Origin of the sequence: Pseudomonas svalbardensis, assembly GCF_030053115.1 — a bacterium.
Classification (GTDB): Bacteria; Pseudomonadota; Gammaproteobacteria; order Pseudomonadales; family Pseudomonadaceae; genus Aquipseudomonas; species Aquipseudomonas svalbardensis.
Genome location: NZ_CP125619.1, coordinates 2,990,974 through 3,003,829, shown reverse-complemented (window position 1 = coordinate 3,003,829; position 12,856 = coordinate 2,990,974). Strand labels below are relative to the sequence as shown.

Here is a 12,856-nt window from a genome sequence, read left to right as displayed (position 1 = left end):
CTCAACCGGCCTTGGGTGTGCGACGCAGGCGCGCCATGCTCAAGGCATCGACCCATCCGCCATCACGCACGGCGTAGTCGCGAAACAGCCCTTCGGTGTCGAAGCCGAACTTGCGATACAGGCCGATGGCGGCTTCGTTGTCGGCGTAGACCGAAAGTTCGAGCCGTTGCAGGTTCATCCAGTTGTCGGCGATGTCCAGCGCCGCTGCCAACAACTTCGAGCCAACGCCCTTGCCCTGCCAGGCCACCGCGACGCCCATGCCGAGATTGCCGGCATGGCTGCGGCGGATCCGTGAAAACTGTTCCAGGCCAATATTGCCGATGACCGTCCCTTTATGCAGCGCCACCAGTTGCACCACACGCTCGTTGTCCGGCGCCAGGCGTTTGCGCCAGACTTCCGCGGACTGAAACGGCATTTGCAGCACCTGACGGGTAATGGCCGTGTCGTTGTAGAGCGCGGTAATGCCGTCGATGTGGGATTCGTTGAACCGTTCAAGGGAAATGACAGCGTCAGTGGCGGGCATGGGTGATTCATCCTTGATACAGACATGGCCGCCCACTCTATACCGCCGTAGGTTGTTCGAACCACTCCCGCCGCTCTTCGAAGGTGTTCTGGATCAGCTCGACGATCATCTGCACCTGCGATTGCCCCTCGGACTCGGCATTGACCGCCATCCATACCTGGCGCTGCATCGGTTGACTGAACAGCCCCGGCAATTCAATCAGGCCCCGGTCGAAGCGGCTGATGTATCCGGGCAGCAGGCCAATGCAGGCGCTGCAACGGATCATCTCCAGCATCAGCTCATAGGAATGCAACTGCACCACTCCGGCCAGGCGCTGGTCCACGAGGGTATTCCACGGCCGAAAACAGTCGACCTGACGGTCATGCTGCCATTGCACCAGCAGGAAATCCGTCAAGTCGTCGAGGCTGCCTGGCCGCGACGCGACCCGTGAATAACGTTTGGCGATGTGGGGCAAGTAGTCGAGCCGCGCCAGACGCCGGGGCTCGCTGACCGCAAAACTCGGGCCTGGCAGCGGTGAATCGGTGCCGGACAGCCACAGCACCACATCGGAACTGACCGCTTGCAGGGACAGTTCGCTGTCCAGGGTGATGATGTCCAGACGCACGCTGGCATTGCGCCGCAACAAGGCCACCAGATCGCGACCGAGAATGTCATGCAGGACCGATTCGGCGACGGCCAGGCGAATCAACGGCTGTTCGATCACCGGCAAGTCGCGCTCGTGGGCCAGGGCAATCAACTGCGATTGCAGCTGCAATCCTTCACGACTGAGGGCAACGCCATTCTCTGAGTGGCTGAATAGCGAACACTGCAGTTGCGCTTCGAGCTGCGCCAAGTGTTTGCGCAGCTGGGTGGCCTTGATGTTGAGACTGCGGGCCGCTTGCATGAAACAGCCGCAACGGGCACTGACCCGAAAAGACTGCGCCAGTACCGGATCGATCCCTGCCGCCAGTGCGCGCCAGGATGAGGTTTTTTCTACGGGCGAGCGGTACTCGGCAACTTGCTGACGATCCGTGGTTTCCATAAATGGCATCGCTGACTCCCTGTCGATCTGTCCTTGAAAGCCTCATCCTGCGCAGCGTTTATGAACCTGATGTGACATTCGGGGCGGAAAATCGATTCAGCCGCCAGGAGTTTGCCGAAAACTCACCGCCAGGCGATTCCAGCTGTTGATCGTGGTGACGGCGATGGTCAGGTCGACCATCTCGCCTTCGTTGAACTGCTCCCGGGCCTGCGCGTAGACCTCGTCCGGCACATGGTTTTCAGAGAGCAAGGTGACGGCTTCGGTCCAGGCCAGCGCCGCGCGTTCTCGCGCATTGAAGAAGCCGCTGTCGCGCCAGACCACGATCGAATACAAACGACGGTCAGTCTCGCCGAGTCGCCGGGCATCCACCGAGTGCATGTCGGTGCAAAAAGCGCAGCCATTGAGTTGCGACGCACGGATCTTGATCAAGTGCAGCAAGGCCGGCTCGATGCTGAGGTTGCTGGTCAACGCCTCCATGGCAATCATCGCTTTCATCGCTTTGGGCGATGCGCTGTAGTAATCCAGGCGGGCGTTCATGGAGTGACCTCGTGGATCAAATGTGTGCCTCCCAAGGTAGGCGTTGATACGCGGGCGTTACAGATCCAATTCTGCGAAATACCCGTGGACCACTCAGGCACCAGACCAATCGGAGGTTTTTCGCCCACGCAACTTTTTCGCAGGCGCTCATGCGGGTAATCTGGCCCGACGCACACGCGCCTCAATCGCCCCAGGAGCCTCGCCGGTATGGAACTTCACGTTGTCATAAACGGCCGCAAGGACCTGGCAGGCCAGTTGTATAACCAACTGCGCAGCGCCATCGAATCCGGTCGTCTGGCAGCCGGAACGCAGCTACCGCCCAGTCGTTTGCTGGCTGAACAACTGGGCATTTCCCGCAAGACCATTTCCGACACCTACACGCAGCTGACCTACGAAAACTTCCTCACCGGGGTCATCGGCAAAGGCACCTACGTCAACGCCCGACCGGCGAAAACCACCCGTAAACAGAGTCATTCGGAGTTGGCCAGTGCCGAGGTCATCGAGTCCTGGCGCAACCTGCCGGTGTTCCTGCGCCATCCAACGCTGGAAGGCTCGTTGCGCTACGACTTCATCGGCGGCGCCACCAGCAAGGGCCAGTTCCCCCAGGATGACTGGCGGCGCTGCACCGCTCACGCCTTGCGCCAAATCGCTGCGTCCAAGGGCTTCTACAGCATGCCCGAAGGCCTGCCGGCGCTGCGTAATGCGATCGCCCGGCACATCGCGTTTTCCCGCGGGGTCAATTGCCAGGACGAAGACGTTGTGGTGTGCAACGGCGCGCAACAGGCGCTGGACTTGATCTCCCGGGTGCTCACGCGTCCTGGCAGCATTGTCGCCATGGAAGACCCCGGCTATCCGCCCGCACGCCTGTTGTTCGGTACCCACGGCGCCACGGTGATCGGCGTCCCGGTGGATGCGGAAGGCATTCAGGTGGACAAAATCCCCCTTGGCACCCGGCTGATCTACGTCACGCCGTCCCACCAGTTCCCGCTCGGCATGCCAATGAGCCAAGCGCGCCGGGTGGCGCTGCTGGAGCGGGCTCATGAGTTGGGCGCGATCATCATCGAGGACGATTACGACAGCGAATTCCGCTACGAAGGCCGGCCCACCGACTCGCTGCAAAACATGGACGAACGCGGCATTGTCGCCTACGTCGGGACCTTTTCGAAAACTCTGCTACCGGAGCTGCGCCTGGGTTATGCAATCCTGCCGCCAGCGATTCTCGACGCGGTCATTCGCGCCAAGCAACTCACCGATCTGCACACCTCCACCCTGCCCCAATGGGCGCTGGCCAAGTTCATCGCCGAAGGCTGTCTGCTCAAGCACATTCGGCGCTGCCATGCGATCTATGCCGGGCGTCGTGAGCGGATCCTCGAGCGCATGGCTGGCGATCTGTCACCGTGGCTAGAGGCTGTCCCGACCACCGCCGGGTTCCACATGGTGGTTATGTGCAAAGTGTCTATCGATATTCCATTGGTGATCGAATTGGCAAAAAAAGTCGAAGTCGGGCTCTACCCCATCAGTAGTTTTTTCTACCAGCAAGCGCCGCAGGCCGGGCTTTTCCTGGGTTTTGGCGCCATTGAAACCCTGGACATCGACATCGCCCTGGACCGCCTGCGGGACATTTTGCAGCAGGTCGCCTGACAGATTGGTCTGCGTTTTTATCCCGTGATTGGCTATTGGTGGTCCGGGGATGCAGGCCTATCCTGCATAAGCGTTATCCCTCAATGAGCAGGATTCGTCCGGCCTGATTCAGGAGTGTGAGCAATGTCCAACGAAGTGATCAATACCGTTAAGGTGCAGGCCGCTGCCGGCCGCTCGGACGAACTGGGCAAGCAACTGCAAAAGATTGTCGACACCCTGCGCGAACTACCGGGCTGCGATTCCTATATGGTCGACCGCTGCCCCGAGGACGACAACCGCTGGACTGTCAGCGCCCGCTGGCAATCGGAAGCGGCCATGCAAATGCATTTCAACTGCCCTGAAGTACAAGGCTTTATCGGCCTGATCGACAGCCGCCTGGCCAACGCCGTCGATTTCAACAGCTTTCCTATCGTTTAAAAATTAGGTCGCCGCCTTCGGCCACTCCTACAGGGCTATGGGTACCCCTGCAGAAGTGGCTGGAGGCGGCGATCTTGTTTTTTCAACGCGCATGATTGGTCCCCTCGCCTTCACGAAAATTGGCTGTTTGATTGGCATTGACCGAGACTTACTGTGGTGCCTGACACTAACCACAGCAGGTGATAACCCATGAACGCCTTCCGCTACTGTGCTGCGCCCCTCGCCGCCCTGGCCCTGACCTTTTCCGCCACGGCATTCGCTCATGAAGCCGCCCCTTCGGAAAAGGTCACCGTGTTGCAGGACCAGATGTTGAAAAACGTGCCCAATAAAAAAGCGCTGATGATCGAGGTCGACTATCTGCCCGGCCAGTCGTCCATCGCCCACAAGCACGAGGGCACGGCCATGGCTTACGTCATTTCGGGAGAAATCATCTCCCAGGTCAAAGGTGAAAAGGCGATCACTTACAAGGCCGGTGAATACTGGTACGAACCGGCCGGTTCGGAGCATTTGGTCTCGAAAAATGCCAGTACCACTAAACCCGCCAAACTGTTGGTGTTTATGGTGTTAGCGCCCGACGAAAAAGTATTGATCCCTTTGGAAAACTGATAGCTGTTGCGCCAGCCATAAATAATCAGGCCCGAATTAAGCATTCGGGCCTTTTTATTTCCCGGCGCAATTAACCAGGGCCTTTTAAACCAAACAAAACTAGTAGCCACCTGACAAGTGCGGTGATTGGCCATTTCATTCAGTGACGACAGGTTTAGTCTGGAATCTCCGCCGACTGTGTCCGGCCTATTAACTTTCCGATTCAAGTTGTTTCACGGGAGAAACACCATGAAACTTGCACTTGTCAGCACCATGACGATGACGATTCTTTTAACGGGCTGTTCAATACCCACTGCACCAAAGGCTGTTTCTTCGCTCGACGGCATCTTCACCGAGCCGGTCGGCCGCAGCAGTGCCACGCGTGTCGCCAATGGCAGCAACGTGTCCCTGGGCATCGTCTACAGCCGCAACACTCAGACCAACCGCGCCTACCTTCAGGATTACCAGGCCAACGCCGGCACCGGTTTCGGCCAAAGCCTGCTGGTGCAGCCGATCCACGATGCCTACGTCGCCACCTCAAAACCCGACCTGGCGGTGGACTGGGTCAAGGCGTCCTTGCAACGTCAATTTGGATCGGTGACGGTGTACCCGGACATGCAAAGTCTCAGGGCCGCTAAACCGGACGTGGTTGCCGTCGTCGACACGCGCAGTCAACTGATGACGTCGCGCAGTTCGGATATCAGCGCGAATGTCAGCGCAGCGTTCTACGATACCAACTTGAACTACATCGGCACTGCACAAGGGCATGACGCTAAAGAACTGAGCCCGGTATGGGCGGACTATAAACGCAGCGAAGAGATAGTTGCCGACATTAACGAACAACAGAATGTGCAAGTTCGGGCCTTGCAGAAGTTTGACCAGTCGCTCAGTAATTTATTGACCAGGCCGACAGCTAAAGTGTCGATGATCGATAATAATATAGGCACAAAGTTGTATTGAGGTTGATGGCTCCTTCGCGAGCAGGCTCGCTCCCACATTAGTTCTATGTACGACGCAAAACCAATGTGGGAGCGAGCCTGCTCGCGATGGGGCCCGACCAGACGGTACAAAACCTTCAGGCAAAAAAAGCCCCGCCTCTTTCGAGACGGGGCTTTTTCATTCAGCGCCTGATCAGGCCGCCGGTTCCAACTCAGCGCTGGCAGTGCTAGTGGCAGTGACTGGCACTACCGCTTGACCGCTCAACGCCAGATCCAGCAACTCACGGTTGGCCACCGCATACATGGCGTAATCAGTGCCGCTGGCGGCACGGATTTCTACCAGCATGGCGCGCCAGCGTTCGATCATGCCTTCGTGCTCTTCCATCCACAGCTCCAGGCGTGTTTCCACGTCCTGGGTGCCGTCGCCCTGTTGCAGGACGGAGATGGTGATCGCACGTTGTTGCCAGTCGACGTCATCGCGGAACGCTTCACGGGCCAGGGCCTGCCAGTTGTTTTCAACCGGCAGAGCGCTGATCTGTTGCAGGTACCAGGTGATGTCCAGCGCGCTGCCCACGGCGAAGTAAGCCTTCGCCACGTCGGCTGCGTTCTGACCGGTCACGTCGGACGCTTCGATGATCGGCAGCAAGGTGTACAGGTGAGTGGTGCCTGCAACCATGCGCGCCAGCAACTCAGGAACGCCAGCCGCAACGTAAGCCTGATAACGGGTCTGCCAGCCTTCGCGAGTCGGGCCTTCCAGCAGTTCGTCGAGCTTGAGGCCCAGCGCGGCCAGATGTGGACCGAAGTGCGCGACGTCACGGGCAGCATTCTGCTCGTTGCGACGGCTGCGCAGGAACCAGCGCGTAGCGCGACGGCCCAGACGCATCAGCTCATCCATCAGTTCCAGTTGCACGTCAGCGGAAACCTGGTAGTCCAGGGCCTCTATCTGCCGGAACCAGTGCGGGAGGTGGAAGATGTCACGCACGATCACGTAAGCACCGGCCACGTTCGCCGGGCTCATGCCGGTCGACTCTTTCAGTCGTTGAACGAAGGTGATGCCCATGTGGTTGACCAGATCGTTCGCGATCTGGGTGCTGACGATCTCACGCTTCAGACGGTGACGGCGCATGGCGTCGGAGAACTTGCTCACCAGGGTCGGCGGGAAAGCGGTTTCCATGTCGCGTGTCAGGTAGTCGTCGTCCGGCACCTGGGAATTGAGCAGCGCTTCCTTGAGGTCGATCTTGCTGTAAGAGATCAGCACCGAAAGCTCGGCACGGGTCAGGCCATGGCCCGCCGCGATGCGCTCGTTGATCGCCTCTTCAGCCGGCAGGAACTCGATGGCGCGATCCAGCTTGCCGCGGCCTTCGAGATCGTTCATCAGACGCTTGTATTCGGCAATCCGCGGCAAGGCACGACGGGCCGCCAGGGACAGGGCCTGAGTCTGCTTGTAGTTGTTGCCAAGCACCAGGTTTCCGACTTCGTCGGTCATGCTCGCCAGCAACTGGTTACGTTGCTTGTCGGTCATGTCACCGGCATGAACCACTTCGTTCAGCAGAATCTTGATGTTTACTTCGTGGTCGGAGCAGTCCACACCACCGGCGTTGTCGATGAAGTCGGTGTTGGAACCGCCGCCATTGAGGCCGAATTCGACACGACCCAGCTGGGTCATACCGAGGTTACCGCCCTCGCCCACGACTTTGCAGCGCAGTTCGTTGCCGTTCACGCGCAGTGCATCGTTGGCCTTGTCGCCGACATCGGCGTGGCTTTCGCTGCTGGCTTTGACGTAAGTACCGATACCGCCGTTCCACAACAGATCCACCGGTGCCTTGAGCAAGGCGTTCAGCAGTTCAGTCGGGGTCAGCTTGTCAGCCTGAATGTCGAAGCGCTCTTTCATCTGCGGGGAAATCGCGATGCTTTTCGCGCTACGGGAGAAGATCCCGCCGCCTTCGGACATGATGCTGGTGTCGTAATCCGACCAGGCCGAACGCGGCAGGTCGAACAGGCGCTGACGCTCGGCGAAGCTGTTGGCCGGCTCCGGGTTCGGGTCGATGAAGATGTGCAGGTGGTTGAACGCTGCGACCAGTTGCAGCTTGTCGGACATCAACAAGCCGTTACCGAACACGTCACCGGCCATGTCGCCGACGCCGACCACCGTAATGTTGTCTTCCTGAACATTGATGCCGCGTTCGCGGAAGTGACGTTGAACGCCAACCCACGCGCCCTTGGCGGTGATGCCCATTTTCTTGTGGTCGTAACCGGCCGAGCCGCCCGATGCGAACGCATCGCCGAGCCAGAAGCCGTAGTCGATGGCGATACCGTTGGCGATGTCGGAGAAAGTTGCAGTGCCCTTGTCCGCTGCCACCACCAGGTACGGGTCATCGTCGTCATGACGCACGACGTTGGCCGGCGGTACCAGCGCGCCGTCTTTCAGGTTGTCGGTGATGTCCAACAGGCCCGAGATGAAGATGCGGTAGCAGGCGATGCCCTCGGCCGCGATCTCGTCACGGCTGCCGCCCAGTGGCAGGCGACGCGGCAGGAAGCCGCCCTTGGCGCCCACCGGCACGATGACTGAGTTCTTCACTTGCTGGGCTTTTACCAGGCCCAGGACTTCGGTACGGAAGTCTTCTTCACGGTCGGACCAGCGCAGACCACCGCGAGCAACGTTGCCGAAGCGCAGGTGCACGCCTTCGACGCGTGGCGAGTAAACGAAGATTTCGAACTTCGGTACTGGCTTCGGCAGCTCTGGAATCTGGTGCGGGTTGAACTTGAAGCTGAAGTAGGACTTGTTCTGACCGTGCGCGTCGGTCTGGTAGAAGTTGGTCCGCAGGGTGGCCTTGATCAGGTCCAGGTAGCGACGCAGGATACGGTCTTCGTTCAGCACTTGGACGTCGTCCAGAGCGGCCAGAATCGCGTGTTCCAGGCGTTGCTGCTTATCTTCCAGGTCGTCGCTGGTGAGCTTGCGCGCCAGGTAGAAGCGGGTCTTGAACAACCGGGTCAACTCACGAGCGATGTCAGTGTGGTTGTTCAGGGTGCTGGCGATGTAACCCAGATCGAAGCCCAGGCGAATCTGCTTCATGTAACGGGCGTAGGCACGCAGCAGCGCCACGTCGCGCCATGGCAGACCGGCGGTCAGTACCAAACGGTTGAACGCATCGTTCTCGGCATCCCCGCGCACGATGTGGACGAAAGCGTCCTGCAAGGTGTCGTTGAGCTGCTGGATGTCGAGCTCCAGGCCTTCAGCGGCGGTGAACGCGAAATCGTGAATCCAGAACTCGCGGCCGCTGTTGTGACGCAGGCGATACGGGAATTCACCCAGCACGCGCAAGCCGAGGTTTTCCAGGATTGGCAACACGTCGGACAGCGCCAGCGGCGTGTCGGCGTGATACAGCTTGCAGTGCAGCATGCGCTGGCCGGAGACCTGAGCCAGCGGCTGATAGAAGCTCATCACCAGTGGATTTTTTTCGTTCAGGCTCAGCAGGTGCTGCATGTCGACAACCGCCGAGTGGGCGGCGAAACGCTCACGGTAACCGGCCGGGAAGCCTTTCGGGAAGTCGGCCAGCACGTTGGTGCCGCTGGCCTCACCGAAACTTTCAACCGTCAGGCTGGCGTAGTCGTCCTGCCAGCTGCGGCAGGCTTGCACCACTTCTTTTTCCAGCAGTACAGGGTCGATGTCCAGACGGTTCTTCGGATCGACGCGCAGAATCAGCTGCACACGGGCCAGCACGGATTCGGAGAAGAAGGTCCAGAACTCGCAGTCCGAGGCTTTCAGGCGATCCATCAGCACTTGCTGGATCTTCTGACGCACTTCGGTGGAGTAGATGTCGCGCGGCACGTAGGCCAGGCAGTAGCAGAAGCGGCCGTACGGGTCTTTACGCAGGAACACGCGAATCTTGTTGCGTTCCTGGATCTGCACGATCGACATCACGGTGGCAAACAGTTCGTCGACCGGGGTCTGGAACAGGTCGTCGCGCGGCAGCACTTCAACCACCTGAGCCAGTTCCTTGCCCAAGTGAGCCTTGGCCTGGAAGCCGGAACGGCGTTCGATTTCTTCGACCTTGCGACGGATGTACGGAATGACCCGCACGCTCTCGCCATACACCGACGAGGTGTACAGGCCCATGAAACGGCATTCCTTGATGACGTTGCCGTCGGCGTCGATTTCACGGATCGACACGTAATCCGGGTAAGCCGGACGGTGTACACGGCTTGGGTGCGCAGCCTTGGCGAACGACAACAGGGTCGGTTCGCGCAGGTAGTTCACGGCGTAGTCTTCGATGCGCAGGTCATCGTAGGTCAGGCCGGTGCGCAGCAATTTGGTCAGGCCGAGGAAGGAATCCTGGTCGTAGACGATGTGGCCGCCGTCGGCTTCATCGCGAACCACGAATTCTTCATAGCCCAGGAAGGTGAAGTGGTTGCCCACCAGCCATTCCAGGAAGCTTTTGATTTCAGCTTTTTCTTCAGGATCGACAGCGAACTGGCTGTTGTCCAGGCCGGTGAGGATTTCCTGGACCTTGGTTTTCATCGGTTCGAAATCGGCGACCGCGACGCGGACTTCACCGAGAACCTGTTCCAATTCCTTGCTCAGGACATTCAGTTCGGCCGAGTTGGCGCAACGGTCGATTTCCAGGTACATCAACGACTCTTGCAGCACGTCGTCGCCCTGGGTGCCTTTCGGCAGGATTTCCAGCAGCTCGCCCTTGCTGCCGCGACGCACGCTCAGCACAGTGGTTTGCAGGGTGTGGATGCTGTAACCGCGACGGTTCAGCTCGGTGCGTACCGAGTCCACCAGAAATGGCAGGTCGTGGTGCAGCACTTCGACCGCGGTGTGGGTCGACTGCCAGCCGTGGCGTTCGTAATCGGGGTTGTAGACGCGCACTTGCGGTTGCGCGTGATCGAAGCGCTCAAGCAGGCGCCACGCAGAAAGGGTGCAGCCGGCGAGGTCGGACAACCGACGCTGGGTCAGCTCGTCCAGGGAAATGATGCCGAAAAATTGTTCCGCGAACAGCGCCACTTGTGGCAGTGCCTGTTCACTGATGTGCTGGGCCAGTGCCGCTTGCAGTTGGTGCTGGAAGTCGGCTTTGCTGGCTGCGGTGAAGAACGCCATCTGTGGTACTCCGCTTGGGCTTGTTATTGATGGAAGCGTCGCGTGCAAACCCCTTTCGGGGCAATCCGTCACCCTGTTCCTGATTCTCGGGCAGAGGAAACAGGATGACAGGTGGGTGAAGCTGGACGAGACACTCAGGTCACATTCACCTTCCATGAATGGGCATCTGCAAAAACGACTGGGCAAGGTACAGCACAATGCCTTTACAGGTGCTCATCCGTTGCGCAGCTTAACCAGTGCGGCAAGCCCCGTGCTTGCAGCGCTGCGACATATTCGGTCATCGGTACGCAGCTTGCGCCTTGTGCATCGAACAACACTAGCAGCCGCACGACAAAACGGGGGTTTAAGCCCGTTTTTGCGGCACATCCGTACCAGAAATGACCAGCAACACCCCAGATGTTCACGACACATCCTCTGACAACCAGGCGAGCAGAAATTCCCGTCTGCTGGCAGAATCGTCCTTTGTTCGTCTTCACAATGCTCGTCGAGCCAGGAATTCCCCATGCAAATGACCACCGCCCTCTTGATCGTCAACCCGTGCGATGACGAAGAAGACAACATGGCCATGCTCTGCTGCCACAGCGATCAGGGCGATATGTTCCTGATGACCCGCTACCCCGACGAGGACGCGCTGGACATCAGCCTCGGCGACGAGCCTTCAACCCTGGACGGCGTGAAAGTCACCCTCAGCCCTACCCGACTGTTGATCGAAATCGCTGCCGCTGACGCCGATGCGCTGAACGGTGATGATTCGCTGGAAATCATTCACAGCACTGATGCGGCGGATTTGGCCGAAGTGGAAGAAACGTTGCAGAACATCCTCAAGGGCACTGGCACCTACATCAGCCAGCTTTGAATCTCAGCGCCTGAGCGGACGCCTTCGCGAGCAAGCCCGCTCCCACATTCGATCGCATTTCTCCTGGCTGAACGCGATCAAATGTGGGAGCGGGCTTGCTCGCGAAGAGGCCCGAAAGAACACCATCCCCCTACGCGCCCTGCAACCCCCCAACCATTTCCCACACTTTGCACAAAATGCCGTTAGTCGCCGCCCCCCGCGATAGATTAAAGTAACGCCCCCAGCCCTGGCGTTATTCGAACGTCTTCGGTCACCCTTTCCAGGAACAGTCATCGATGGAACATCGTGAAGCGCTGCTAGCGCTGCGAACCTTTCTTTCAACGCAGATTCTCGGCCAGGAAAAACTCATCGAGCGCTTGCTCATCGCTTTGCTCGCCGACGGCCACATGCTGGTCGAGGGCGCTCCGGGCCTGGCCAAGACCAAGGCCATCAAAGAACTTGCCGAAGGCATCGAAGCACAGTTCCATCGCATCCAGTTCACCCCCGACCTGTTGCCCGCGGACATTACCGGCACGGAAATCTACCGCCCGGAAACCGGCAGTTTCGTGTTCCAGCAAGGCCCGATCTTCCACAACCTGGTGCTGGCGGACGAAATCAACCGCGCCCCGGCCAAGGTTCAATCCGCCCTGCTCGAAGCCATGGGCGAACGCCAGGTCAGCGTCGGGCGCAGCACGTACGACCTGTCGCCGCTGTTCCTGGTGATGGCCACGCAAAACCCGATCGAACAGGAAGGCACCTACCCGTTACCCGAAGCCCAGCTCGACCGCTTCCTGATGCACGTGAAAATCGGCTTCCCGGACGCCGCCGTCGAACGTCGGATCCTGCAACAGGCCCGTGGCGAAGCACTGAACGGCGAAACCAAGCCCGAGCGCCGGGTCAGCCAGCAGGCGATTTTTGCCGCGCGCAAGGAAATCCTCGGCTTGTACATGGCCGACGCCGTGGAGGAATACCTGGTGCAACTGGTCATGGCCACACGCACCCCGGCCAAGTTCGACCCGGAGATGGCCGAGTGGATCGCCTATGGCGCCAGCCCACGCGGCTCGATCGCCCTCGACCGTTGCGCCCGGGCCCACGCCTGGCTGGCCGGTCGCGACTTCGTCAGCCCGGAAGACATTCAAGCGGTGCTGTTCGATGTGCTGCGTCACCGCATCATTCTTTCCTTTGAAGCCGAAGCCGCGGGCATCGACCAGGACCGGGTGGTCCAGCGGATTCTCGACGTCGTAGCCGTCGCTTGACC

General features: G+C 59.4%; 11 protein-coding genes. 6 read left to right on the top strand and 5 right to left on the bottom strand.

All coding sequences use genetic code 11. The features are described from left to right. Window position 1 precedes the first annotated feature (1 nt). The 3 genes from QFX16_RS13850 to QFX16_RS13840 all read right to left on the bottom strand — a co-directional run bounded on the left by QFX16_RS13850 (window position 2) and on the right by QFX16_RS13840 (window position 2,081). The gene (locus QFX16_RS13850) at window positions 2–523 is read right to left on the bottom strand and encodes a GNAT family N-acetyltransferase (RefSeq protein WP_283184360.1); all 522 of its coding nucleotides are present in this window, start codon (window positions 521–523) and stop codon (window positions 2–4) included. A gap of 37 nt (window positions 524–560) precedes the next feature. Beyond that, entirely contained in the window at window positions 561–1,553 is a 993-nt protein-coding gene (locus tag QFX16_RS13845) for a LysR family transcriptional regulator (RefSeq protein ID WP_283184359.1), read from the bottom strand. Between the two features lie 87 nt (window positions 1,554–1,640). Continuing rightward, window positions 1,641–2,081, bottom strand: a complete 441-nt coding sequence (locus tag QFX16_RS13840) for a carboxymuconolactone decarboxylase family protein (RefSeq protein ID WP_123364141.1) — start codon at window positions 2,079–2,081, stop codon at window positions 1,641–1,643. 207 nt (window positions 2,082–2,288) lie between these two features. Here QFX16_RS13840 and pdxR point away from each other — a divergent pair, with 207 nt between their 5' ends. From pdxR to QFX16_RS13820, 4 genes are all read left to right on the top strand, one after another. After that, the gene (gene pdxR, locus QFX16_RS13835; protein ID WP_283184358.1) at window positions 2,289–3,722 is read left to right on the top strand and encodes a MocR-like pyridoxine biosynthesis transcription factor PdxR; all 1,434 of its coding nucleotides are present in this window, start codon (window positions 2,289–2,291) and stop codon (window positions 3,720–3,722) included. 123 nt (window positions 3,723–3,845) lie between these two features. Further along, window positions 3,846–4,139: a putative quinol monooxygenase gene (locus QFX16_RS13830; RefSeq protein ID WP_095128281.1), complete on the top strand. Its 294-nt coding sequence runs from the start codon at window positions 3,846–3,848 to the stop codon at window positions 4,137–4,139. 189 nt (window positions 4,140–4,328) lie between these two features. After that, window positions 4,329–4,745 carry a cupin domain-containing protein gene (locus QFX16_RS13825; RefSeq protein WP_283184357.1) on the top strand — a complete coding sequence of 139 codons (417 nt, stop codon included), beginning with the start codon at window positions 4,329–4,331 and terminating at the stop codon, window positions 4,743–4,745. Between the two features lie 228 nt (window positions 4,746–4,973). Continuing rightward, on the top strand, window positions 4,974–5,684 hold the full coding sequence (locus QFX16_RS13820; RefSeq protein WP_283184356.1) for an ATPase: 711 nt from the start codon (window positions 4,974–4,976) through the stop codon (window positions 5,682–5,684). Window positions 5,685–5,855: 171 nt separating this feature from the next. On the opposite strand, the gene QFX16_RS13815 is transcribed toward QFX16_RS13820, so the two are convergent. Both QFX16_RS13815 and QFX16_RS13810 read right to left on the bottom strand, forming a co-directional pair. Then, window positions 5,856–10,763 carry an NAD-glutamate dehydrogenase gene (locus QFX16_RS13815; RefSeq protein ID WP_283184355.1) on the bottom strand — a complete coding sequence of 1,636 codons (4,908 nt, stop codon included), beginning with the start codon at window positions 10,761–10,763 and terminating at the stop codon, window positions 5,856–5,858. Between the two features lie 203 nt (window positions 10,764–10,966). Then, window positions 10,967–11,167: a hypothetical protein gene (locus QFX16_RS13810; protein WP_283184354.1), complete on the bottom strand. Its 201-nt coding sequence runs from the start codon at window positions 11,165–11,167 to the stop codon at window positions 10,967–10,969. 98 nt (window positions 11,168–11,265) lie between these two features. On the opposite strand from QFX16_RS13810, the gene QFX16_RS13805 reads away from it, so the two are divergent. Beyond that, on the top strand, window positions 11,266–11,619 hold the full coding sequence (locus QFX16_RS13805; RefSeq protein WP_008150802.1) for a hypothetical protein: 354 nt from the start codon (window positions 11,266–11,268) through the stop codon (window positions 11,617–11,619). 275 nt (window positions 11,620–11,894) lie between these two features. Next, window positions 11,895–12,854 carry an AAA family ATPase gene (locus tag QFX16_RS13800; protein WP_064677924.1) on the top strand — a complete coding sequence of 320 codons (960 nt, stop codon included), beginning with the start codon at window positions 11,895–11,897 and terminating at the stop codon, window positions 12,852–12,854. The last annotated feature ends 2 nt before the right edge of the window (window positions 12,855–12,856 follow it).

Bases quoted from the DNA above. Each gene is read 5' to 3' on its own strand.
- QFX16_RS13845 (WP_283184359.1), bottom strand. From the start codon at position 1,553: ATGCCATTTATGGAAACCACGGATCGTCAGCAAGTTGCCGAGTACCGC.
- QFX16_RS13815 (WP_283184355.1), bottom strand. From the start codon at position 10,763: ATGGCGTTCTTCACCGCAGCCAGCAAAGCCGACTTCCAGCACCAACTG.
- QFX16_RS13830 (WP_095128281.1), top strand. From the start codon at position 3,846: ATGTCCAACGAAGTGATCAATACCGTTAAGGTGCAGGCCGCTGCCGGC.
- QFX16_RS13825 (WP_283184357.1), top strand. From the start codon at position 4,329: ATGAACGCCTTCCGCTACTGTGCTGCGCCCCTCGCCGCCCTGGCCCTG.
- QFX16_RS13800 (WP_064677924.1), top strand. From the start codon at position 11,895: ATGGAACATCGTGAAGCGCTGCTAGCGCTGCGAACCTTTCTTTCAACG.
- QFX16_RS13850 (WP_283184360.1), bottom strand. From the start codon at position 523: ATGCCCGCCACTGACGCTGTCATTTCCCTTGAACGGTTCAACGAATCC.
- QFX16_RS13840 (WP_123364141.1), bottom strand. From the start codon at position 2,081: ATGAACGCCCGCCTGGATTACTACAGCGCATCGCCCAAAGCGATGAAA.
- QFX16_RS13805 (WP_008150802.1), top strand. From the start codon at position 11,266: ATGCAAATGACCACCGCCCTCTTGATCGTCAACCCGTGCGATGACGAA.
- pdxR (WP_283184358.1), top strand. From the start codon at position 2,289: ATGGAACTTCACGTTGTCATAAACGGCCGCAAGGACCTGGCAGGCCAG.
- QFX16_RS13820 (WP_283184356.1), top strand. From the start codon at position 4,974: ATGAAACTTGCACTTGTCAGCACCATGACGATGACGATTCTTTTAACG.